Consider the following 21,325-nt stretch of genomic DNA (forward strand, 5'->3'; position numbering starts at 1 on the left):
CAATCAAGAATTATCAACAACCCCTTATGTCTTCACTCTTTTGAATAACTGTGAAAATTCGTACAAAGGAAGCCCTACCACATTACTATAACTTCCTTGAATTTTGGGAATATATTGCGAAGCAATTCCTTGAATTGCATATGCACCGGCCTTCCCTACAGGTTCTCCTGTGGCCCAATAGTCTTCCATATCTTGCGTAGTCATTGATGCAAACTCAACTTGTGTCTGCACCACTTCACTCAAGATTTGCTGCTGTGTCGCAATACAAATTCCGGAAAACACATCATGCCAACGGCCAGATAATTGTTTCCAAATTTCAAAGGCATGCTGTTTTGAGTCAGGTTTACCAATAATCTGACCATCAAGCCCAAGACTTGTATCGGCAGCAATAACAATTGAATCTGGAAAAATATTTAATACGGCTTGAGCTTTTTCTCTTGCCAAACGCTCAACATATTGATGAACCAGCTCACCGTCATGAACAGATTCATCAATATCAGGGCTATAAACTTCAAAATTTAAGCCCAGCTGTTGTAAAAGCTCTCTGCGACGCGGAGAACTGGAAGCTAAAATTAAATGCGCCATTTTGCTAAACAATAGTAAACAACAGGCCAAGTTGAGATGCTTGTTATTAACGGTTGCCAATGTCGAGCAATCGAAAAATGAATGCCCCCCATGGTTTGTGTTACCCACATAAATGCCAAATGAGCAATAATCACTAAAATAGCAATCGTCCATAAATTAACGAAAGTTAAAATTCGACGTTCACGTATTAAAAATCGGGTCACAAAGGTAACAATAACAAAACTTAAAGCATTTAGGCCCAAAGGTGCATCAAGCAATAGATCTGTAAAAATTCCCATACCAAATGCAAACCACACCCCACACCATGTTGGTTGGCAAACGACCCAAAACAACATGATCATAAGCATGAACAATGGACGCCAGCCAGAAATATCGTAGGAAAGCGGGTAAACCATGAGCACAGAACCCACTATAACGGAGAGAATAATTCCCCATAGTGGATCTTTACGCTTCTCACGCTTCAATTTAGCGATCGGCATAAGGTTGCTCCTTCGCTAATGAGTCAGAGAAAAGCACAACCACGTGATGTCCTGTTGCAAGTTGAGCAGCTGGAGTAATATCAATTTCAGCAAATTCACCTGAATTATGGCGACGAATTTTAGCCACCGTACCCACTGCATAGCCTGCTGGGAAATGCTCACCTAAGCCCGAACTTAATACTTTATCACCAACCTGAATATTTGCACTGGTTGGAACGTATTCCATTTTCAAACGACCTAAATCGCCAGTTCCAGAAACAATCGCACGCATACCTGTACGCTCTAAACGAACAGAGAGTGAATGCTCTTTGTCAGAAAGTAACATCACACGTGAACTATGAGGATATACATTAATGATTTGTCCCATAATCCCTTTATCATCCAGAACCGTTTGACCAACCTTAAGGTGATCCATTGAACCACGGTTAATAATGATAATGTGACGTAGCGGATCGGCATCTGTTCCAATTACTTCGGCAATTTCCATACGGCCATCAATAATTAATGGCGTATCGAGTAAACCACGTAATCGGGTATTTTCAGCAGACAATTCAGACAGTTTCTGCAAACGAACCTGAGCCTGTAACAACTCAGCCTGCATTGCAGTGTTTTCACGGCGCAGTTGTGTTTCTGATTTAGTTTGTTGATTCAGCCATTCTCTCGACAGTACCGGATAGCTTGCAAGCGCATAAATTGGATTATATGCAGCGTACAAGACATCCCTTGCTGGCTGAATTACATAAGGCATGCGCCAATCAAAGAACAGCACAACCAAGCATGTAATGACCGCAATAATGAACGAGCGGAAAGATGGCGGCTGTCTTGAAAAAATATTCGGTTGCACCGCCTAATCCTTAAACTTAACCGACGAAAAGCATGTCATGGTTCGGGTTGTCGAAGAATTCTAATACTTTACCACCACCACGGGTCACACAAGTAAGAGGATCTTCAGCAACAACAACTGGTAAACCAGTTTCTTGAGCTAATAATTTGTCGAGGTTACGAAGTAACGCACCGCCACCTGTCAACACAATACCGCGCTCAGCAATATCAGAAGAAAGTTCAGGAGGAGTTTGTTCAAGAGCTGATTTCACCGCGCTTACAATGCTTTGTAACGGATCAGAAATCGCTTGAGTAATTTCGTCAGAAGTTACAGTAATTGCACGAGGTACACCTTCTGCAAGGTTACGACCACGTACTTCAATTTCCAATGTCGTACCATCAGAAACAGCCATACCTACTTCTTTTTTAATGATTTCTGCTGTGGTTTCACCAATTACGCAACCGTGAGCTTTACGAACATAGTTAATGATTTGCTCATCAAATACATCGCCACCAATACGTAAAGAATCGGCATAGACACAACCCTGCAATGAGATAATTGCAATTTCAGTTGTACCACCACCAACATCCACAACCATAGAACCACATGCTTGTTCAACTGGCATACCAGCACCAATTGCAGCAGCCATTGGCTCTTCAATTAAGCGCACATCACGGGCACCCGCATTAAATACGGCTTCACGAATTGCACGGCGCTCGACCAAAGTTGATTTACATGGTACACATACAACTACACGAGGTGCAGGTGGGAACAAACGTTTTTCGTGAACTTTACCAATGAACTGATTCAGCATGGTTTCAGTCACTTCAAAGTCTGCAATTACACCGTCTTTCATTGGACGAATTGCAGAAATATTTGCAGGCGTACGGCCTAACATTTGTTTCGCATCCAGCCCTACAGCAGCAACAATTTTTTGTGAACCACTGTGACGAATTGCCACAACTGTTGGTTCATTTAATATAATGCCGCGGCCTGGTGCATAAATAAGTGTATTTGCTGTACCTAAATCAATGGCTAGATCCGGCGAAAACAAGCCAATTAGTCGTTTTAGAATCACGGTTCGTTCTCAGTTAAACTTTCATGTGGATGCAAGGTGGCAACTTTAAACTAAATGTGATGATTTGAACAAGTCAATCGCTTATTATAACGCACGATATTTTGAAAATTTTTAATACTGATTAGGTGATGTTATGTCTACATCGGATGCACAGCATTCAGCAGATTTAAATGCACAAACAGTTTCAGCAATCGCCAATCTTGCTCGATTGTCGCTCAATGATACGCAATCTGCTGAATATGCTCAAAGTCTAAATAAAATTTTAGGCATGATGGAAACCTTAAAAGGCATTGATACGGAAGGCGTAGAACCTTTGAAGAGTCCTTTTGACAATCCTCAACCTTTACGTGCTGATGTGGTAACTGAAAGCAATCATCGAGATGAATACCAAGCTGTTGCACCTGCAACTCAAGATGGTTTGTATCTTGTTCCTCGCGTGATTGAATAACTTTTAGTCAATTAATCCATCTTCCCAATTTTGAATGTAAAGAAATTTTACTCATGACTGATTTACATCGCTTATCAATTCGTGAACTTGCTGAAGGCTTAAGCCAAGCGAAGTTTTCATCTCGCGAACTGACTGAACACTATTTAAAACGTATTGCTAAAATTGACCCACTGGTAAAAAGCTACGTGACGGTTACGCCTGAGCAAGCGCTTGCTGAAGCCGACGCAGCCGATGCAGCTTTAAAAGCGGGTAATGCAACCGCTTTAACGGGTATTCCACTTGCTCATAAAGATATCTTTTGTACCAAAGGTATTAAAACTACTGCGGGTTCAAAAATATTAGACAACTTCATCTCTCCTTACGATGCAACTGTTGTTGAAAAAACTAAAGCAGCTGGTCTTGTCACTTTAGGTAAAGTGAACATGGACGAGTTTGCGATGGGCTCAACTTCTGAAAGCTCATATGTAGGCGCAACAAGCAACCCATGGGCACTTGACCACGTTCCTGGTGGTTCATCAGGTGGCTCTGCTGCGGCTGTAGCGGCTGATTTAGCACCTTTCGCTACAGGTACTGATACAGGTGGCTCAATTCGCCAACCTGCCTCTTTCTGTGGCTTAACAGGCTTAAAACCGACCTATGGTCGTGTATCTCGTTTCGGCATTATTGCTTATGCATCATCTTTAGACCAAGCAGGTCCAATGGCACGCTCTGCTGAAGACTGTGCTTACCTCATGAATGTAATTGCAGGTCACGATGCAAAAGACTCAACTTCGGTTAAAAAAGAAGTTGATGACTACGTTGCAAACCTAAATAACACATCTGTAAAAGGTTTACGTATTGGTATTCCTAAACAATACTTTAACGTTGCAGGCTTAGATGCAGACGTAAAAGCACGTGTTGAAGAGTCTTTGAAAAAGCTTGAAGAAATGGGTGCTACGCTTGTTGAGATCGACCTCAACATGACTGAAGCCTATGTTCCAACGTATTACCTCATCGCGCCAGCAGAAGCATCATCTAACTTGTCACGTTACGATGGTGTTCGTTACGGCTACCGCTGTGAAAACCCCACAGACTTGATGGATCTTTATAAGCGCTCTCGTTCAGAAGGTTTTGGTCCAGAAGTTCAACGTCGTATCTTAATTGGTACTTATGCGCTTTCTGCGGGTTATTACGATGCTTACTATGTGAAAGCACAAAAAGTACGTCGTTTAATTCAACAAGACTTCTTAAAAGCATTTGAAAATGTAGATGTGATTGCGGCTCCTGCTGCACCAACAACTGCATATAAAATTGGTGCGAACTTAAGTCCAACTGAAATGTATTTAGGCGATATCTATACACTTGCAGTGAACTTGGCAGGCTTACCAGCGATTAATGCTCCTGTTGGTTTCGATAAAGACAGCTTACCTGTAGGCTTACAATTAATTGGTAACTACTGGTCAGAATCGCAATTATTGTCGATTGTTCATCAATACCAACAAAACACCGATTTCCATACTCAACGTGCGGCAATTGCTGAGGAGAATGCATAATGGCTGAAGCTCAAAAGTTGAAATTGATTGACGGTTGGGAAGTCGTTATTGGTATCGAGATTCACACTCAGCTTGCAACCAATTCTAAAATTTTCTCTGGTTCATCGACTGAATTTGGTCAAGACCCAAATACACAAGCGAGCCTTGTAGACTTGGCTATGCCGGGTGTATTGCCTGTTTTGAATGAAAAAGTAGTTGATTTTGCTATTCGCTTTGGTTTGGGTATCGATGCTTACATCGACCAAGCTTCAGTATTTGCGCGTAAAAACTACTTCTACCCTGACTCTCCAAAAGGCTATCAAATTAGCCAAATGGATAACCCGATTGTGGGCTTGGGTCATATCGACATTCAACTTGAAGATGGTACGACTAAACGTATTGGCGTAACTCGTGCTCATCTTGAAGAAGATGCGGGTAAATCTGTACATGACCAATTTGAAGGCATGTCTGGCATTGACTTAAACCGTGCTGGTACCCCTTTACTTGAAATCGTTTCTGAACCTGACATGCGTTCGGTTGAGGAAGCGGTTGCTTACATTAAAGCGATTCACACACTGGTACGTTGGTTAGGTATTTCTGACGGTAACATGGCAGAAGGTTCATTCCGTGCGGACTGTAACGTGTCTTTACGCCGTCCGGGCCAACCGTTTGGTACACGTTGCGAGCTTAAAAACCTCAACTCATTCCGTTTCATTGAGCAAGCGATCAATGTTGAAATTGAACGCCAAATGGAAATTTTGGAATACGGCGGAAGTATCGACCAAGAAACTCGTTTGTTCGATCCAAACAAAATGGAAACGCGTTCAATGCGTTCTAAAGAAGAAGCGAACGATTACCGCTACTTCCCAGATCCAGATTTGTTACCAGTGATTATTGCAGATGAACAAATCGAAGCTGCTCGTGCTGCGCTTCCAGAGCTTCCTGCTGCACGCCGTGCACGCTTTATCGCAGACTTTGGTGTAACTGAGTACGATGCACATGTACTTACGCTCTCACGCGAAATGGCAGACTTCTATGAAGCTGTTGTGGCTGCTGCTGGCGGTGCGAAGCAAGGTAAAGTATCTGCCAACTGGGTAATGGGCGAATTCTCAGGTGCTTTAAACAAAGCAGGCCTAGATTTGGCTGACTCACCTGTTTCTGCTGAACAGCTTGGTGGCATGATTGCTCGTATTGTTGACAACACCATTAGCGGTAAGATTGCAAAACAAGTCTTTGGCTTTATGTGGGAGTCGGAAGGTAAATCTGCCGATGACATTATTGCAGAAAAAGGCTTAAAGCAAGAAACCGACACAGGTGCAATTGAAGCAATCATTAAAGAAGTACTTGCAGCCAATGAAAAAATGGTTGAAGAGTACAAGTCTGGTAAAGAAAAAGCCTTTAACGGTCTTGTTGGTCAAGTCATGAAAGCGTCTAAGGGTAAAGCTAACCCTGCTCAAGTAAATGAATTAATGAAAAAGTTAATTGGTTAAGCCAATCTAGCTTTTAGAAAAACCCGCTTTAGAGCGGGTTTTTATCTATTTTGAAATGCAATGAATCCACAATAATTTTTAAGCTAAAACTATGCTGAACAGGTTACTCATGATAAATAAATTACTTATTACGACCTCTTTATTGTTAATAAACTCGACACTTTTTGCTCAAACAGTTCAAGTTCCAAAGAGTGAAGTAGCATCTATTTTTAAAGCTGCAAACTTCAAAAAAACAAAACATGGCTGGAAAGGTAACTGTGATACTGGTGAAATTATTATTTATAAAGATTTAAATGGTGATGGTCATAAAGATGCAGTTATTCAAGATAGTAGCAGTATGTGTTATGGCAATACAGGGGTTGGCTACTATATTGTTTCACAGCAAAAAGACGGTCGATGGAAAAAACTCTTTAGCAACTCTGGCCTTCCCACCTTTTTGAAAACTAAAGGCAAAGATGGCTGGCCTGATATTGAAAATGGGGGACCAGGCTTCTGTTCTGCTATTTATCGATGGAATGGTCAAGAATACGTTGTAAACCGTCATGAATATGAAGGTAAAGCTTGTGAATTATAAAAAGTAGATCCCATAAATTTAAAAGCCTCGATTTATCGAGGCTTTTTTATATCTCTTACGAAGCCCCCTTCGACGAAAGAATGCACTTTTTGCTAAAAATCATACTTTCATTGTGCTAATTTAAATTAAAAATTGAAATCACTTATATTTTAAAAAGAGGGATAAATAATGTCTAAAAAGATTTTAATGTTAGTCGGTGATTATGCAGAAGACTATGAAACTATGGTTCCTTTTCAGTTCTTAACTGGTTTAGGTTATACAGTACATGCTGTTTGCCCGAATAAAAAGAACGGCGATCATATTGCAACCGCTATTCATGATTTTGAAGGTGAGCAAACTTATAGCGAAAAACGTGGCCACAACTTCGCGATTAACTATGATTTTAATGCCGTTAATACCGAAGACTATGTAGGTCTAGTCATTCCGGGTGGTCGTGCACCAGAATATTTACGTATGAATGAACGTGTTGTCGAAATTGTACGTGAGTTCGATAGAGTGAAAAAACCAATTGCAGCCGTATGCCATGGCGCTCAGTTACTCGCAGCGGCTGACATTTTAAAAGGCCGCCTCTGTTCTGCTTATCCAGCATGTGCTGTCGAAGTAAAACTCGCAGGTGGTCAATACGCAGATATTGCTGTGACTGAAGCAGTTACAGATGGACATTTAGTAACTGCACCAGCTTGGCCTGCACATCCAGCTTGGTTAGCACAGTTTGTGAAAGTTTTAGGCGCTAAAATTACTATCTAAATAGCTCTATTCATTCTAATTAAAATAAAGCCTGCACTTAAATAGCAGGCTTTATTACTAAGGTAGAAAACTAGATTTTTTATCTTGTAATTCCTAATTTATTCCAAATCTCTGGCGTTAAAAACGTTGTCACCAATTTATTTAAATCGATATAGCGCAATGTGCCCTGCAACTGTTGTTTAACGGCAGGGTCTTTAACAATATCTTCACCAGCACTTTGACCTAACTGTTGGAAAGCTTCTCCAACTGCCTTAACACCTTCTGCCTTAATCACAGCTTTAGTTTGGGTAGAACATTGCTCTACAATCACGCGTTGTAAAACCTGAGCCAGTTTTTGATCTAACTGATCTTTTTGCTCAGGTGTTACATTACTAAATGCTTTTAAATCGGGATGAGCTGCTAAAGCCGTAAATGTCCACTGAAGCACTGTAGTTTTATCTGAAGCTGTTGTCGCTTTAACAAGACAATCACTGAGCTGATCGACTGTTGGACCCGCCATTGCAATTTGTGTTGTGCCTAGTACAGCCGCCGCCACACATATTGAACGACTCAGATGTGAAAACTTATGGCGAGCAATAGCGTAAAGATGACGTGACATAGGTCTAGCTCCAATAAACAATCTGTTCTTTTTATCACAGAGTCACCAAAGTTACCTGTTATGACTCTGTAACCGCAAAGTAGTTATTTCACCACAGACTCTATTCGATCAAGCTCCCACACCCCACCTGCTGCCAAGCCTTTACACATCCCTGTCCATATATACTTAGTATGCACAAAGCTCTTGCCATCCCACACCCATTCTTCACTTGCCCAGCAGTCTCCTATGCCTCGTCCCTTTTGAGAACTGCTGATCATACCGCTATCGAAATCTGAAGCAGACTCGGTCACAAAAGTTGCTTTACCATTTAAAGACTCATCGAGCACCCAAGCCCCATAGCCTTCGTTATAAGCTCCTCGCCAACACAATGTAGTCGCTAGAACTTTTTGATTGGTTAATTTATATAGGTCAATTTCTTGTGGTTCAGCTCCATCACTATTACCGCCATAAACGCCTTCACAAAAGCCGTCTTCTTTCGGATTCGGTTTAGCTGCCATCAGACTACGGTATATTGCTTGGTACTGTTTATTTTTTGGCTGTAAAGTTAAGTAAGGTTTGGTTGCCGTCTTAATACGTTTTACAACTAGTTTTGGTTCAGGCATCAGCACTTGATTTTCATTGGCACTGCCCTTTTTGACTAAAGCACCAACGGTCCCGATACGCTTCTGAAAATCATCCATTTTTAATAACACAGCGGTCATTCCTTCATCGGAAATTTTCCATTCATGTTGCGCATTTTTAAATGTAATTTCAGTTTTTTGCTTAGATTGCTGTAGTAGAGCATTGGTTTGTAAGCTACTTAGTTTACCCATAATTGGCAGCTCAGTGCCATCTACAGCCACAAGCCCTAAATCTTTGCCATTGATATAAAAATGGATATTTTTAAGCTGATTTGCAGGCATGCTTTGTTCATAGTCAGACAAAGCAAACTCAACTTGCACAGGTTGTTTTGGCCCTGCTTTACGCGTTATTAAAATTGAAGCTGGATTATCACCATTGTCTTCATTTTGATAGCCAGCAGCCTTACAAGTACCCGTATTACTACAATAGATTTCCCACTCTTGATGAGAAAATGAAATGCCTTTAATGTCTTGAGCAAAACTATAAGAACTTATTGCCGCTAAGCAGCAAATTGAAAGTATATTTTTCATTTTCCATATCTCTATAAGTCTGTTTTTATTATGAAGTTAAAAACAGTATTCAATTTTGAATTACCTTATAGTTTAAAAGAATATGTTAGATTTATATAAGATTTTAAATTGATTACTTTCTAAAAATGAAAAAATTAAATTTTTTATTATGCACAGTATTGGTAAGTCTCACTTCAACTGCTTATGCAGAAGTAAAAAGCTTTACTCCTCATTTTCCAAAGTTTTATAGCTCTGCTGCAACACGCAAAGCAGATAATCAGTTCTATAAGCTTGGAGAAGCAAATTTTTTAAACGGCGTTACAGTCCCTTTTTATGGAGTAACGGCACAAAACCCTATAGAAGATGGTTTACTTAAAAGTTTTGAAACCTGTACGCCTAAAAGCTGCCATTTTAATTTTAAACTCGATGCTCAACATGCAAAACAACTCAAGCTTCTTGCATTACCTGAAACAGGATTGGTGCTTGTTCCACGTAACTGGCAAGATGTACAAGCAAATGCAGGTGCGAATGGAACTGGTTTTGCTTTAGCAATGAGTCCAGATCAAAAACAAGCGATAGAGCTTTATGACTCTTCTTTTTGCGTTGGGTGTGGATTACCAAATGCAACGCTTTATTTTCCTGAACTGTTAAAAGAAAGTGTTGAAGATGATTTTGGCGGATTCAAAGACCCAAAAAAACTCATTACCATCGTTCATCCCTCTAAAAAAGTGGCTTTTTTTAGTTATCAAATTCCACAAGTGAACAATAAAACGCATGGTATTGCCAAATATGATGATGAGGACACGTTCAACTACAAAGAGATTCAAGTCACCTTAGATAAATCTCAGCAATCATTAGTTGGTCCTATTCTTAATTTTTATAATGCAACTCATTAAATATTTGTACCTATAAAAAAACCCGCTTTCGCGGGTTTTTATTTATTTATGCAATATCGATTCAAAAGCTTTTAAACGCTTGTAAATCGAAAGTAACTCAATAATGGTTTTCCATGAACTAATTAAATATTGGAATGATTCACGAACCTTATCAAATACACCACCAATTTGGTTAATTAAGCCTAACGTCATCTTCCCGCTCGCAATTGCAGGGAATAAGACCACTAGACTATATAAAATGTCTAATTGCTTATACCAAGTTGCTACCAAGTTAAAGTAAGCATAATGAAAATAGAGACGGAAATAGTTTGTACGGACTCGACTGAAAAGCTCTTTTAAAGTAGCTGGTTTTGCACGGTCGATATGATCTTCACCATAAACCAATTCTTTACGATAAGCTGCTTCTACTTTTTGATTGTTAAATTGTAGACCAGGTAATTTAATACCAACCACCATTAATAAAATGGTACCAAAAGCAGCCCATACAATTGCAGCCCATACTAGAGAATGTTCTAATTCACCAACAATTGGTAAAACAGGAACGTGTTTAGAGAGCTGAAATAAAATAGGTAAAAATGCAATTAAAATCATCACAGCTTTTACCAGTTCAACACCTAGGTCCTCCATAATAGTCGCGAAACGCATCGTATCTTCTTGTACACGCTGCGAAGCACCTTCAATATGGCGAAGCTTTTCCCAATGTTCCGTGTAGTACTCATTCATTGCCGTACGCCAACGAAATACATAGTGACTTGTAAAAAAAGCATTAATAACAGCTAAGGTTACAGCAACCATTGCAATATAAAGAAAAACTAGAGTTTCACTGTATAGTGCAGAGAGATCTCCACCTCCATCAGAAAGCATTTTCTGAATTAAGTCCCAAAACGGTACATACCATGCATTAATGGCAACACTGACCTGAACACCAAACCAGATGTTAAATAGAATAAAAGCAGAACCCCAAATGGACCATCTTTGCCAAGGATTATTGGAAATAATTTTCCAAAAACCAGCAAACAATGCTGTGGAGACTAAAAACCAGACATAAAACCATAAGAAAGTTGGAGACCAAAAACGGCTAACACCAACAGGTAATTGAGCTTGATGATAGCCTTGAGCAAAGCCGATAAAAGTTCCCCATGTGTTTCCACCTGTGTACCAGAGCACCATATTTAGTGCGATCCAAATAACCGCCGATATAAAGAAATATCGTGGTGACGGAAAAAATGATTTGAACATTGAGTGTTGTTATCCCTATATTTCTTCAAATTTGCAATGAAGAGAATACTAAAACCTAAACCTTAAAATTGTGAAGGGCAAAGTTTAGAGAATTGTCAGTTTTTCCCATTTCATTGAAGGATTTGATCGTTTTTTTGTAAATTCATCCTTTTTGCAATTTAATCCATTTAAATTGCTTCGCATATGACTCCCTTAAGAGCCATATACGGCTTTTATATCATAGTGATATCTGTGTTTAAATCTCTTCTTTACGAACAATATAACCTTCAAGCTGCATAGCCTGAATTAAAGGTTCCAGATCTGGAGCACTTTTTAACTCGACATCAACACTGACCGCACTTTCTTTGGCACGACTTGTGGCAGCAAAGCGTTCATGGCGCAGTTCGTAAATGTTACCGCCTTGCTCAGCAATAATTGCTGTTAAACGCGCTAAAGCACCCGGATTATCTGGTAATTCGACACGAATACGAACCATACGCCCCGTACGCGTCAAGTGACGCTGTAATACGGAAACCATCACTCGTGTATCAATATTGCCTCCAGATAAAACAACCCCGACTTTATGACCTAAAAATAGATCTGGTCGAGACATAATTGCAGCGATACCTGTCGCCCCTGCTCCTTCACATACTGTTTTCTCAATGTTAAGTAACAGCGCAATTGCTTCTTCAATCATGTCTTCAGTCACAACAACAATGTCATCAACATATTCTTTAGCGACTTGAGTCGTCAGCTCACCCGGAGTTTTAACTGCAATACCTTCAGCTACGGTTGAACCTAATGAAACTGCAATTTGATAGTTACAAAGCAATTTCGCCATGCTTGGGTATACAACTGACTGAACCCCGATAACCTTAATTTTAGGGTTTATCGATTTTGCTGCAATAGCAATACCAGAAATGAGACCACCACCGCCAATTGGCACAACTAAAATGTCTAGTTCAGGAACAGCTGCAAGCATTTCGAGCGCAATGGTTCCCTGACCTGCAATAATTTCTGCATCATCAAATGGGTGGATAATCGTTAAAGATTCTTCTTGTGCAACACGATGCATTTCAGCAGCAGCTTCAGAAAAATCTTGACCATGCAAAATAACGCGTGCGCCGTATTCACGTACTCGTTGTACCTTCACATTAGGCGTCGATTTAGGCATGACAATAGTGGCTGTTACGCCTGTACGCTGAGCATGATAAGCAACCCCTTGTGCATGATTACCTGCTGAAGCAGCGATTACACCATGTTGCTTTTCTTGTTCGGATAAACTCAAGAGTTTATTCAATGCGCCTCTTTCTTTAAAAGAAGCCGTAAATTGTAGATTTTCAAATTTCAGCCACATTTCTGCCCCTAGGGTTTTAGAAATGGTTTCTGAAAAAACAAATGGTGTTTTAACCACTAAACCATCTAAACGCTCTGCAGCGGCATGTATATCTTCTAATGTTGGAAACTCTTGTTTTACCTGTTGCTGAATCATCTAATTAGTCGGCCTCAATATGTTACAAATCAATTATTTTTTTGAAAAATAGCATGAATTTCTCATATGTGTCATGAGGAGTTTTCAGCATAGCTCCACTATACAAAAATTTTTATCAGCACATACAAATCTTTTATTTTTCAATAAAAAAGCCCGAACAGGGCTTTTATTTAGTTTTCATATACTTGCTTTTGATTTATTTGGACTGAGCACTTAAACCATCGGTAGAAAGATTCTGTTCAGCTATTTTTTCATCAATTGCAAACTGAATATCAGATAGTTTTGCATTTGCCGCATCTATACCTGCTTTCATGGTAGCTTCGCGGCCTTTCACATCAAAAATATGTGCTTTTTCTCTTAAATCTGGTTGAATCACGACATCTGCATATTGAAGTTCTTCAGCAGCTAAACGCCCTTGCATAATATTAATATTCTGGTTGAAGAGCCCCCATACATTCGAAGTTTCTGTATAAATCGGTTGGGCCAAAATATCGACAGCAATAATAACATCAGCACCTAAATCACGTGCAACTTCAACAGGTACCGGACTGACTAAACCACCATCTACATATTCAGATTTACCAATTTTAGTCGGTATAAACATACTTGGAATGGATGCAGAGGCTCTTACAGCTTGACCAGTATTACCGTAATTAAATACGGTTTTGGTACCATGCTTAAGCTCTGTTGCAACCACGTACATTGGTATTTTCATTTTTTCGAGTGGTAAGTTATTTACTTGTTGATTTACGTAGTCTTCAACTTTTTTACCGTCAAAAAAACCTTTTAAACCGATACTAATATCACGCACGTCGCCTGCTTTCATTTTCAATGCGGTATCGCGCAATTCATCGGGTGTTTTTCCACTCGCATAAATTGCCCCAACAATACTGCCTGCACTGGTTCCAACAATAAAATCAGGACGAATACCATGCTGCTCTAAAACTTCAATCACGCCGATATGTGCATAACCTCGGGCGCCACCACTACCTAACACTAGCGCGACTACTGGCTTTTTCTGCTGTTTCTTAATTTTTGCAAAGGGCTGGTCAACAAAACGAGAGTATGCCTCTGCCGATTGTGGTTTTAAGGCAGATAAGTGTGAGGTGGTCTGGCAGCCAGCCAACACCATAGAAAGTCCGAGAATCCACAATTTAAGCTGTTTCATGACCCATCTTTGCACTATGACGTTAAATTTGAACTGCAAGTTTAGTTGCTCGTTCTGTGAAAAGCTGTATTGAATTTATTTAATTTGTCATGTTTAAAATTTATACTCAAGTGTTTTTATAGTGTATAAAAAAAGCCCCTTATTTCTAAGAGGCTTTTTTGAAAATTACCAAATATCTGAATCGACTTTTTTCTTCAGCTCTGGATATTTATTAATTTTAAACTCTGGTTCTTTAATACCTTGTTTTAATTGCTCACGGTAGTCTTTCAACAAAGTACGAGCTACAGGCGTTAAAAGTAAAATTGCGATTAAGTTAATAGTCGCCATGATACCCATAAACAAGTCAGCCATTGACCAAACGAGTGGCACACTACCAATTGCACCGAAGTACACCATCACCAATACAAAAATACGGAAGATGAACATAACTTTCGGGTTGTTATTAATGAATTGTACGTTACTTTCTGCATAAGCATAGTTACCTAATACAGCAGAATAACAGAACAAGAATAATAGAACTGCTAGGAAGTCAGATCCCCAGTGTCCAACTTGAGTCTCTAATGCACGTTGAGTTAATTCAACACCAACAAAGCCAGCATCTTGGTAAACACCAGAAACTAAAATAATGATTGCCGTACTTGTACATACAATAAATGTATCTACGAATACACCAAGCATTTGTACTAAACCTTGGTTTACAGGATGTTTAACATCAGACGCAGCAGCTGCGTTTGGTGCAGAACCCATACCTGCTTCGTTTGAGAACAAACCACGTTTAATACCTTGCATCATTGCCATTGATACGGCAGCACCAAAGAAGCCACCTGCTGCAGCATTGAAATGGAAAGCTTCAGTTACAATGAGTTTTAACACATCAGGTAAAATTGCATAGTTGCTTAATGCAATATATAACGCTACAGATAGGTAAAGACCTGCTTTTAAAGGTACGAACATTTCTGCAAATTTAGCGATACGTTTAATACCACCAAAAATTGCCAACGCAACCATAACGACAAGCGCAAGACCAACCCAAGAGATTTCTAAATCAACGCCACCTAAATGAGCAATAAGATTGGCTTTGTCCCAACCCCATGCATGTGAAGATGCATTAGCAATCGCATTGATTTGTACTGAGTTAAATACAAAGCCGTAAGTAAAGATTAATGCTAGTGCGAAAACCACACCAAAGGTTTTACTACGTAAACCTTGAGTAATATAGTAAGCCGGTCCACCACGGAATTGTTTGCTCTTGCTGTCTCGAACTTTAAATAGCTGAGCAAGTGTAGACTCAATAAAAGCCGAGCTCATACCAAGAACAGCTGTTACCCACATCCAGAACACTGCACCAGGACCACCAATTGCGATAGCGATTGCTACACCAGCAATGTTACCTACCCCAACACGGCTCGCAAGACCTGTTACAAATGCTTGGAAAGGTGTAAGACCATGCTCATCTTCGCCTTCTGTACGACTGCTTTTCATGACACGAATACTTTGCAAGAACATGCGAATTTGCACTGCACCTGTTAAGACCGTATAAAAAATACCGACAGCCAGCAAGAAAATAACTAGGAAATCCCATAAAGGGTCATTAAAAAATTTTACCCACGACATCAATGTCGCATTGAGTTGTTCATTCATACTCGGTCCGCTTACGTTCTTGCTAATGTGCTATTAGCACAAGCCAAAATACTGCAATAAACAAAAAAGCCCCTAGCAATAGGGACTTTTTCAGTACATTTAAGAAAAAACTTTTAATGTCAATTGATTAGCAATTATCGTCACAAGTTTAAGCAACATGGTGCCCAGCACTAAGCCTTTGAAGGTCGCATGAGAGAAAGCATCCTTCAAATAAAATGAATTCATCGCATCACTGAACATAACCCCATTTGGGTGAACAGTATGCATCGACTCGGCTACAAACTTGGAAACTAACAAATGACCACCGCTAAATCAGCTCGCTTAATGATTCCCATCAATTAATCGAGTTACAAAAAATCTGGATTTAAGCCAATAAGCATATTTACATATACTTTTGAGCGAATGTCTAAACTGCATATAAATTTCAAAGACTGTAACAAGCGATCGCTATGACGCGACTATCTGAGCCCCTTTCTTTACAATGAAAGAAGAGTGCGTTGAGATGTGTACCAAGCTGTTGTATTTTTTGTGGCTTAGTCGTTGCGTGAGTTAAGTTCATTTTCATGGTTGCAATGGTAATCGCCAATCCTTGTTTCATGAACTGCTTGTTGATGAGCGGTAAACTCATGTAAAGCTCCTTATACCTCGTGTATTTCTCCACTTCTGCATAAAATCCTTTTTGTAAAAGTATTTTATTATGCAGCTACTACTTTTTCCTAACGTGAGTATGGAGAAATCATACTTGCGTAAAAAATCGGTATTATGCAGAAATTTAAACTTTTGTGTATGTTTTTCATTAAAATTTTATATAAAAATTGGTCGCATTTCATACAAAATCATCCGTTTTGTACTGTTTTTAAACATATTATACCTTTTTTCTAGTTGAATATTTTTCGCTCATCCACTGTTATACTTTTATTTTTATAACTGACGAAGTCACACTATTTTGTCTATTAGAATAGAAAGTGGCATATTCGAATTATCATTGATTAGACATTATGTCTAAACGAATCGACTCATCATACATGTAAGGATATCTCTTTTCTAATATTTTTTGCTTATAAATGCATCAGTTTCAACATATGAAATTAGACTTTTATAAAGCAGTCAATATTGAAAGAAAGGATCAGGAGTACTCATGAATCTGGAACAAGTCCGCCTTGTTGACGAAGCTATTACCTCTCGACACTCTGTTCGTGCTTTTTTAAATACTCCAATTGAGTCTGAAGTCATTAAAGACATCTTAAAAGTCGCAAGTCGAGCACCTTCTGGGACCAATACTCAACCATGGAAAGTCTATGTAGTGACAGGGCAAAAACGTGATGAAATGGTAGAGCGCGTTTGTGCAGCACAAGTTGAGATTTCTAAAAATCCAGAACTTGCGGAACAATATAAAGAAACTTTTGCCTATTACCCTGAAAAATGGGTTTCACCCTTTATTGACCGTCGCCGCGAAAATGGTTGGGGACTCTACGGTCTATTGGACATTAAAAAGGGAGAAAGAGAAAAAATGGCGGCTCAACAGTTACGTAATTTCAAACTGTTTGATGCACCAGTTGGACTTTTCTTTACAGTCAATAAAGCGATGGGAATTGGTTCAAAAATGGATATCGCAATGATGATCCAGAATGTCATGGTGGCTGCTAAGGCCCGCGGTTTAGATACATGTCCACAGGCAGCTTGGAATCATTTCCACCCGATAGTTCTAGATATTTTGGGCGCAGCAGATGATGAAGAGCTGGTATGTGCAGTTGCATTAGGCCATGCCGATCCTGCACACATTGTAAATACATTTATTACACCTAGAGAACCTGTAGAGAACTTCGCAGTTTTTCTAGATTAAGAGTTTCTGAAAACCCCTCTCTTAAAATTATGAGAGAGGTTTGCTTTTTGCCTGTTGTGCTGCCTTTAAAACAACGATGAAACCACTTAAAGTAAATAGCACCATCATCACGCCCATATTGAGTGACGCAGACCAAACTAGAAAGTTAAGCAGCACTCCCCCCAGCAAACCACAAGCAAATTGCATGCTTCCCATGATTGCACTGGCTGTTCCTGCTCGTGCGCCTTGCTTTGACATGGCAAGGGCCATGGCATTTGGTCCTGTTAAACCAATCCCTGAAATCGCTAAAAATAACCCGATCATTACAAGCCATAAAGGTGCCGCAGTAATTAATCCAGCAATTAATACAATGCTTGCCCCTGTAACTTGTACCATTGAACCAGCTCTTAAACGTTTAGTGATTTCAACACGTGTTGTTAAGTGCTTGTTTAAAGATGACATCAACATAATGCCAAAAGCATTCAGTCCAAATACGTAAGCAAACTCTTGTTGATTTAGGCCATACTGGTCCATAAAAACGGCTGGAGCTGAACTGATATAGCAGAATAATGCAGCACCAGTTAAACACCCTGCGAACATAGGTAACCGGAAGCTCGCATCTTTGAAAATAGCACCATATAAGGTAGCCACTTGATATAAAGATAACTTGAGCCTTTTATCGATTGCCAAGGTTTCTTTAAAAAAGAAATGTACGCATAACCAGCAGATTGCTCCAACAATTGAAAGTGCAATGAAAATCGCTTGCCACGGAAACCAGATTAAAATCCAAGCTCCAATCATTGGTGCCAAAATAGGTGCTAAACCCATCACGATCATCATGCTAGAAAAAGCTTGTGCCGAACCTTGAACATCTAACCGATCACGTATAGCAGCACGAGCCATAACCACACCTACACAACCACCTAAAGCTTGTAAAATACGCGCTGCTATTAGACTCCATTCATTTGTAGCGAGCACGCAAAACAAGCTTGCAACTGCATAAAGCGCAAGCCCAAAATAAAGTGGTTTCTTTCTTCCAATACGGTCGCTTAAAGGCCCATATACCAATTGACCAATGGCTAAACCAAAAAAATAAGCAGGTAATGTGTTTGCTACCATTTGTGTACTTACGCCAAAATCATGAGCCATTTGAGGCAACGCTGGTAAGTACATATCAATGGATAATGGCCCTAAAGCCGTGAGTAAAGCGAGCAGCATAATCCAGCCAATTGAATATTGACGCTGGGCTGTTTGTTCAGACATAACGATATTTCATTTTTCAATCATTTGCATACAGACAAGCTTACACTGTCTATCGTATGATTTGTGCAACATTGGTGTAGAAATACGCAAATCCTTTATCACTCAGGTTGATCAGCAAGGACTTCATTTGAAATCTTGGTTTAAACGCCTAAAAAGAGCGACTTATAACACATCATTTATGTATAACGTGCGGATGCTGATCGCCTTTTCAGGAACTGCATTCGTGCCTTATTTTCTAGGCCATCAATTAGCAACAATTCCCCTTACTTTAGGTGTGGTCGCAGCTGGTTTAAGTGATATTGATGATCGCTTTTCAGTGCGTATCATGAATTTGATTTACACCTATATTGGTTTCTTCATTACTGCAGCTTCCGTACAATTACTTTTCCCTTATCCAATGCTTTTTGCGCTAGGACTAATCGCCTCTTGCATTGGCTGGATTTTACTGGGGTCATTAGGCCGCCGTTACGCAACAATCTCTTATGGATGTCTAGTTGTATCGGTTTATACCATGCTCGGAGTCCATTTATTTGACCAGTGGTATATACAGCCAGCGCTTTTAGTCGCGGGTGCGGCATGGTACGGGCTGATTGCAACTATTAGCTTTTTATTATTTCCGGTTCGTCAGCTTCAAGACAAACTTGCGGCATCTTATGCCTCATTAGGTGACTTTCTATTTGCTAAATCTAATTTATTTGATGTTGATATGACTCCTGCGAGTTATCAACAGAGCATGATTGATCTTTCATTAGAAAATGGCAAATTAATAACAATTTTTAATGATCTTAAAACCGCCCTTTTAACCCGTTTAAAAGGTGACCGTGGACAAAAAGGTACTCGCCGTAGCTTACATTATTACTTTGTTGCACAAGATATTCATGAGCGTGCAGACTCTGCCCATATCGACTATCAAAAGTTAGCCAAAATTTTCCAGCATAGTGATATTTTATTTAGATTTCAGCGTATTTTGGCGATTCAGGGTAAAGCTTGCCAAGAGCTAAATGAATGTATTTTACAGCGCAAACCATATATCCATAACAAACGCTTTAAGCAGAGTTTTGAGAACTTACGCTTATCTTTAGTAAAACTAAGAAATGATCAACAATATGATTTATTGTGGGTCAACGCACTTTTTGCCTTATACCGAAATTTGAAGTCTATTGACTCACAATTACTCAACTTAGAAACAGAGCAGCATATTCAGTCTGATAAAGTGAAACAGGCTGAAAACCAACTCAAAGATGATGATTTAAAGGGTTGGAATGATATTGTTATTCGAATTAAACAAAATCTAACACCTGAATCTGTGCTGTTTCGTCATGCCATTCGAGTATCGATTGTTCTTTTCATTGGATATGTATTTATTCAAACCACTCGGATCGAATATGGCTACTGGATTATGCTGACCGCACTATTTGTTAGCCAACCTAACTTTAACGCTACCAAACGTCGTTTACGTTTGCGTATAGTTGGTACACTGGTCGGCATTATTGTCGGTCTTAGTGTGGTGTTTCTAGTCCCTTCTGTGGAAGGGCAATTAGTCATGCTGATCTTAAGCGGCGTACTATTTTTCGAGTTACGTAGTAAGCAATATGCCCAAGCAACCGCTTTCATCACAATTTTGGCATTAATTAACTTCAACTTAGATGGCTCGGCAGTCGCTGCGGCTATTCCTAGATTTGTTGATACCTTAATTGGATGCGCTTTAGCATGGTTTGGTGTCACCTTTATTTGGCCTGACTGGAAGTTCCGCCGCCTACCGCGCAGTATTCGACGCTCCTTACAAGCACAATGTAATTATTTAGCGGAAGTGGTAAAGCAATATCATGAAGGACATAACCACGCGCTCAATTATCGTATTGTTCGCCGTGCCGCCCATAATACCGATGCTGAGGTCGCTTCACTAATTTCAACTTTAGCCACTGAGCCAGATTTTGACCCTACCCGTAAGTCAGATATATTTGAATTTCTATGTCTCAATCATACATTTTTAAGTTATATCGCAGCACTTGGAGCACATCGGGAAAAGATTCAGGATCAAGCGGTTCTTAACGTTTTAGATCAAGCGTTAGACGACATACAAGGTGCGTTATTAAGAGATGAAATGCCTGATTTGACAGCACAAAATATGCTTAAAACAATACGTCAACGTTTAAGCCAAAATGATGAGGAAGACCAAAAGTCACTCATTATTTTACAGCAGTTATCACTGATGCTGAGTGTTTTAAACCGATTTAGTATGTTGAAACAACGCCTAAGTCATGATCTTGATAATGATGCCAGCGAACTTGCTTCATTATAAAATTGACTCGGAATTTAGTATGAAATTGGCATAATATCCTTTCCTGACTTATGCCAATTA

General features: G+C 39.6%; 21 protein-coding genes. 8 read left to right on the top strand and 13 right to left on the bottom strand.

The window, feature by feature from the left end:
• Positions 1 to 24: 24 nt before the first annotated feature.
• The 4 genes from AC1PJ9_RS08220 to AC1PJ9_RS08235 are packed head-to-tail and all read right to left on the bottom strand — an operon-like array spanning position 25 to position 2,965.
• A complete protein-coding gene (locus tag AC1PJ9_RS08220; protein ID WP_311086936.1) occupies positions 25 to 585 on the bottom strand; it encodes a Maf-like protein in 561 nt (186 codons plus the stop codon).
• A complete protein-coding gene (gene mreD / locus AC1PJ9_RS08225) occupies positions 573 to 1,064 on the bottom strand; it encodes a rod shape-determining protein MreD (protein WP_311086935.1) in 492 nt (163 codons plus the stop codon). The genes AC1PJ9_RS08220 and mreD overlap by 13 nt, the downstream gene beginning before the upstream one ends.
• The gene (gene mreC, locus AC1PJ9_RS08230; RefSeq protein WP_002051136.1) at positions 1,051 to 1,908 is read right to left on the bottom strand and encodes a rod shape-determining protein MreC; all 858 of its coding nucleotides are present in this window, start codon (positions 1,906 to 1,908) and stop codon (positions 1,051 to 1,053) included. The genes mreD and mreC overlap by 14 nt, the downstream gene beginning before the upstream one ends.
• Before the next feature lie 16 nt (positions 1,909 to 1,924).
• Entirely contained in the window at positions 1,925 to 2,965 is a 1,041-nt protein-coding gene (locus tag AC1PJ9_RS08235; protein ID WP_000601379.1) for a rod shape-determining protein, read from the bottom strand.
• 133 nt (positions 2,966 to 3,098) lie between these two features.
• On the opposite strand from AC1PJ9_RS08235, the gene gatC reads away from it, so the two are divergent.
• From gatC to AC1PJ9_RS08260, 5 genes are all read left to right on the top strand, one after another.
• Positions 3,099 to 3,413 carry an Asp-tRNA(Asn)/Glu-tRNA(Gln) amidotransferase subunit GatC gene (gene gatC / locus AC1PJ9_RS08240; protein WP_000107699.1) on the top strand — a complete coding sequence of 105 codons (315 nt, stop codon included), beginning with the start codon at positions 3,099 to 3,101 and terminating at the stop codon, positions 3,411 to 3,413.
• Positions 3,414 to 3,466: 53 nt separating this feature from the next.
• A complete protein-coding gene (gene gatA, locus AC1PJ9_RS08245) occupies positions 3,467 to 4,945 on the top strand; it encodes an Asp-tRNA(Asn)/Glu-tRNA(Gln) amidotransferase subunit GatA (protein ID WP_311086934.1) in 1,479 nt (492 codons plus the stop codon).
• Entirely contained in the window at positions 4,945 to 6,414 is a 1,470-nt protein-coding gene (gatB, locus tag AC1PJ9_RS08250; protein ID WP_311086933.1) for an Asp-tRNA(Asn)/Glu-tRNA(Gln) amidotransferase subunit GatB, read from the top strand. Before gatA ends, gatB begins: the two co-directional genes overlap by 1 nt.
• Before the next feature lie 109 nt (positions 6,415 to 6,523).
• On the top strand, positions 6,524 to 6,988 hold the full coding sequence (locus tag AC1PJ9_RS08255; protein WP_311086932.1) for a hypothetical protein: 465 nt from the start codon (positions 6,524 to 6,526) through the stop codon (positions 6,986 to 6,988).
• Between the two features lie 168 nt (positions 6,989 to 7,156).
• Positions 7,157 to 7,735, top strand: coding sequence for a DJ-1/PfpI family protein (locus AC1PJ9_RS08260; protein WP_311086931.1), 579 nt, complete (start codon positions 7,157 to 7,159; stop codon positions 7,733 to 7,735).
• Between the two features lie 79 nt (positions 7,736 to 7,814).
• On the opposite strand, the gene AC1PJ9_RS08265 is transcribed toward AC1PJ9_RS08260, so the two are convergent.
• Together AC1PJ9_RS08265 and AC1PJ9_RS08270 are read right to left on the bottom strand one after the other, a co-directional pair.
• On the bottom strand, positions 7,815 to 8,333 hold the full coding sequence (locus AC1PJ9_RS08265; RefSeq protein WP_004705802.1) for a hypothetical protein: 519 nt from the start codon (positions 8,331 to 8,333) through the stop codon (positions 7,815 to 7,817).
• Between the two features lie 83 nt (positions 8,334 to 8,416).
• Positions 8,417 to 9,484 carry a DUF1176 domain-containing protein gene (locus tag AC1PJ9_RS08270; protein ID WP_311086930.1) on the bottom strand — a complete coding sequence of 356 codons (1,068 nt, stop codon included), beginning with the start codon at positions 9,482 to 9,484 and terminating at the stop codon, positions 8,417 to 8,419.
• Positions 9,485 to 9,609: 125 nt separating this feature from the next.
• Here AC1PJ9_RS08270 and AC1PJ9_RS08275 point away from each other — a divergent pair, with 125 nt between their 5' ends.
• A complete protein-coding gene (locus tag AC1PJ9_RS08275) occupies positions 9,610 to 10,359 on the top strand; it encodes a DUF4850 domain-containing protein (RefSeq protein WP_311086929.1) in 750 nt (249 codons plus the stop codon).
• A 42-nt stretch (positions 10,360 to 10,401) separates the two neighbouring features.
• Here the strand turns inward: AC1PJ9_RS08275 and sbmA are convergent, their stop codons facing one another.
• The 6 genes from sbmA to AC1PJ9_RS08305 all read right to left on the bottom strand — a co-directional run bounded on the left by sbmA (position 10,402) and on the right by AC1PJ9_RS08305 (position 16,506).
• Positions 10,402 to 11,598, bottom strand: a complete 1,197-nt coding sequence (gene sbmA, locus AC1PJ9_RS08280; RefSeq protein WP_100290341.1) for a peptide antibiotic transporter SbmA — start codon at positions 11,596 to 11,598, stop codon at positions 10,402 to 10,404.
• Positions 11,599 to 11,833: 235 nt separating this feature from the next.
• A complete protein-coding gene (locus AC1PJ9_RS08285) occupies positions 11,834 to 13,069 on the bottom strand; it encodes a threonine ammonia-lyase (protein ID WP_019457234.1) in 1,236 nt (411 codons plus the stop codon).
• A 196-nt stretch (positions 13,070 to 13,265) separates the two neighbouring features.
• Entirely contained in the window at positions 13,266 to 14,237 is a 972-nt protein-coding gene (locus AC1PJ9_RS08290; protein WP_311086928.1) for a patatin-like phospholipase family protein, read from the bottom strand.
• A 165-nt stretch (positions 14,238 to 14,402) separates the two neighbouring features.
• On the bottom strand, positions 14,403 to 15,878 hold the full coding sequence (locus tag AC1PJ9_RS08295; protein ID WP_263614501.1) for an alanine/glycine:cation symporter family protein: 1,476 nt from the start codon (positions 15,876 to 15,878) through the stop codon (positions 14,403 to 14,405).
• 99 nt (positions 15,879 to 15,977) lie between these two features.
• The gene (locus AC1PJ9_RS08300) at positions 15,978 to 16,118 is read right to left on the bottom strand and encodes a hypothetical protein (protein WP_263614921.1); all 141 of its coding nucleotides are present in this window, start codon (positions 16,116 to 16,118) and stop codon (positions 15,978 to 15,980) included.
• 184 nt (positions 16,119 to 16,302) lie between these two features.
• Positions 16,303 to 16,506 (bottom strand): hypothetical protein, encoded by a 204-nt coding sequence (locus AC1PJ9_RS08305; protein WP_263614502.1) that lies wholly within the window; start codon positions 16,504 to 16,506, stop codon positions 16,303 to 16,305.
• 510 nt (positions 16,507 to 17,016) lie between these two features.
• Between AC1PJ9_RS08305 and AC1PJ9_RS08310 the strand changes: the two genes are divergently transcribed.
• Positions 17,017 to 17,721, top strand: a complete 705-nt coding sequence (locus AC1PJ9_RS08310) for a nitroreductase (RefSeq protein WP_263614503.1) — start codon at positions 17,017 to 17,019, stop codon at positions 17,719 to 17,721.
• Positions 17,722 to 17,748: 27 nt separating this feature from the next.
• On the opposite strand, the gene AC1PJ9_RS08315 is transcribed toward AC1PJ9_RS08310, so the two are convergent.
• Complete coding sequence (locus AC1PJ9_RS08315; RefSeq protein ID WP_311086927.1) at positions 17,749 to 18,963, bottom strand: multidrug effflux MFS transporter; 1,215 nt, start codon at positions 18,961 to 18,963, stop codon at positions 17,749 to 17,751.
• Between the two features lie 127 nt (positions 18,964 to 19,090).
• Here AC1PJ9_RS08315 and yccS point away from each other — a divergent pair, with 127 nt between their 5' ends.
• Positions 19,091 to 21,265, top strand: coding sequence for a YccS family putative transporter (gene yccS, locus AC1PJ9_RS08320; protein WP_311086926.1), 2,175 nt, complete (start codon positions 19,091 to 19,093; stop codon positions 21,263 to 21,265).
• The last annotated feature ends 60 nt before the right edge of the window (positions 21,266 to 21,325 follow it).

This window comes from Acinetobacter sp. 70_2 (assembly GCF_056736115.1).

What these genes read in the sequence shown, in the direction of transcription:
- AC1PJ9_RS08220 (WP_311086936.1), bottom strand. Translation starts at nt 585, where the DNA reads ATGGCGCATTTAATTTTAGCTTCCAGTTCTCCGCGTCGCAGAGAGCTT.
- mreD (WP_311086935.1), bottom strand. Translation starts at nt 1,064, where the DNA reads ATGCCGATCGCTAAATTGAAGCGTGAGAAGCGTAAAGATCCACTATGG.
- gatC (WP_000107699.1), top strand. Translation starts at nt 3,099, where the DNA reads ATGTCTACATCGGATGCACAGCATTCAGCAGATTTAAATGCACAAACA.
- gatA (WP_311086934.1), top strand. Translation starts at nt 3,467, where the DNA reads ATGACTGATTTACATCGCTTATCAATTCGTGAACTTGCTGAAGGCTTA.
- gatB (WP_311086933.1), top strand. Translation starts at nt 4,945, where the DNA reads ATGGCTGAAGCTCAAAAGTTGAAATTGATTGACGGTTGGGAAGTCGTT.
- AC1PJ9_RS08255 (WP_311086932.1), top strand. Translation starts at nt 6,524, where the DNA reads ATGATAAATAAATTACTTATTACGACCTCTTTATTGTTAATAAACTCG.
- AC1PJ9_RS08260 (WP_311086931.1), top strand. Translation starts at nt 7,157, where the DNA reads ATGTCTAAAAAGATTTTAATGTTAGTCGGTGATTATGCAGAAGACTAT.
- AC1PJ9_RS08265 (WP_004705802.1), bottom strand. Translation starts at nt 8,333, where the DNA reads ATGTCACGTCATCTTTACGCTATTGCTCGCCATAAGTTTTCACATCTG.
- AC1PJ9_RS08270 (WP_311086930.1), bottom strand. Translation starts at nt 9,484, where the DNA reads ATGAAAAATATACTTTCAATTTGCTGCTTAGCGGCAATAAGTTCTTAT.
- AC1PJ9_RS08275 (WP_311086929.1), top strand. Translation starts at nt 9,610, where the DNA reads ATGAAAAAATTAAATTTTTTATTATGCACAGTATTGGTAAGTCTCACT.
- sbmA (WP_100290341.1), bottom strand. Translation starts at nt 11,598, where the DNA reads ATGTTCAAATCATTTTTTCCGTCACCACGATATTTCTTTATATCGGCG.
- AC1PJ9_RS08285 (WP_019457234.1), bottom strand. Translation starts at nt 13,069, where the DNA reads ATGATTCAGCAACAGGTAAAACAAGAGTTTCCAACATTAGAAGATATA.
- AC1PJ9_RS08290 (WP_311086928.1), bottom strand. Translation starts at nt 14,237, where the DNA reads ATGAAACAGCTTAAATTGTGGATTCTCGGACTTTCTATGGTGTTGGCT.
- AC1PJ9_RS08295 (WP_263614501.1), bottom strand. Translation starts at nt 15,878, where the DNA reads ATGAATGAACAACTCAATGCGACATTGATGTCGTGGGTAAAATTTTTT.
- AC1PJ9_RS08300 (WP_263614921.1), bottom strand. Translation starts at nt 16,118, where the DNA reads ATGTTCAGTGATGCGATGAATTCATTTTATTTGAAGGATGCTTTCTCT.
- AC1PJ9_RS08305 (WP_263614502.1), bottom strand. Translation starts at nt 16,506, where the DNA reads ATGAGTTTACCGCTCATCAACAAGCAGTTCATGAAACAAGGATTGGCG.
- AC1PJ9_RS08310 (WP_263614503.1), top strand. Translation starts at nt 17,017, where the DNA reads ATGAATCTGGAACAAGTCCGCCTTGTTGACGAAGCTATTACCTCTCGA.
- AC1PJ9_RS08315 (WP_311086927.1), bottom strand. Translation starts at nt 18,963, where the DNA reads ATGTCTGAACAAACAGCCCAGCGTCAATATTCAATTGGCTGGATTATG.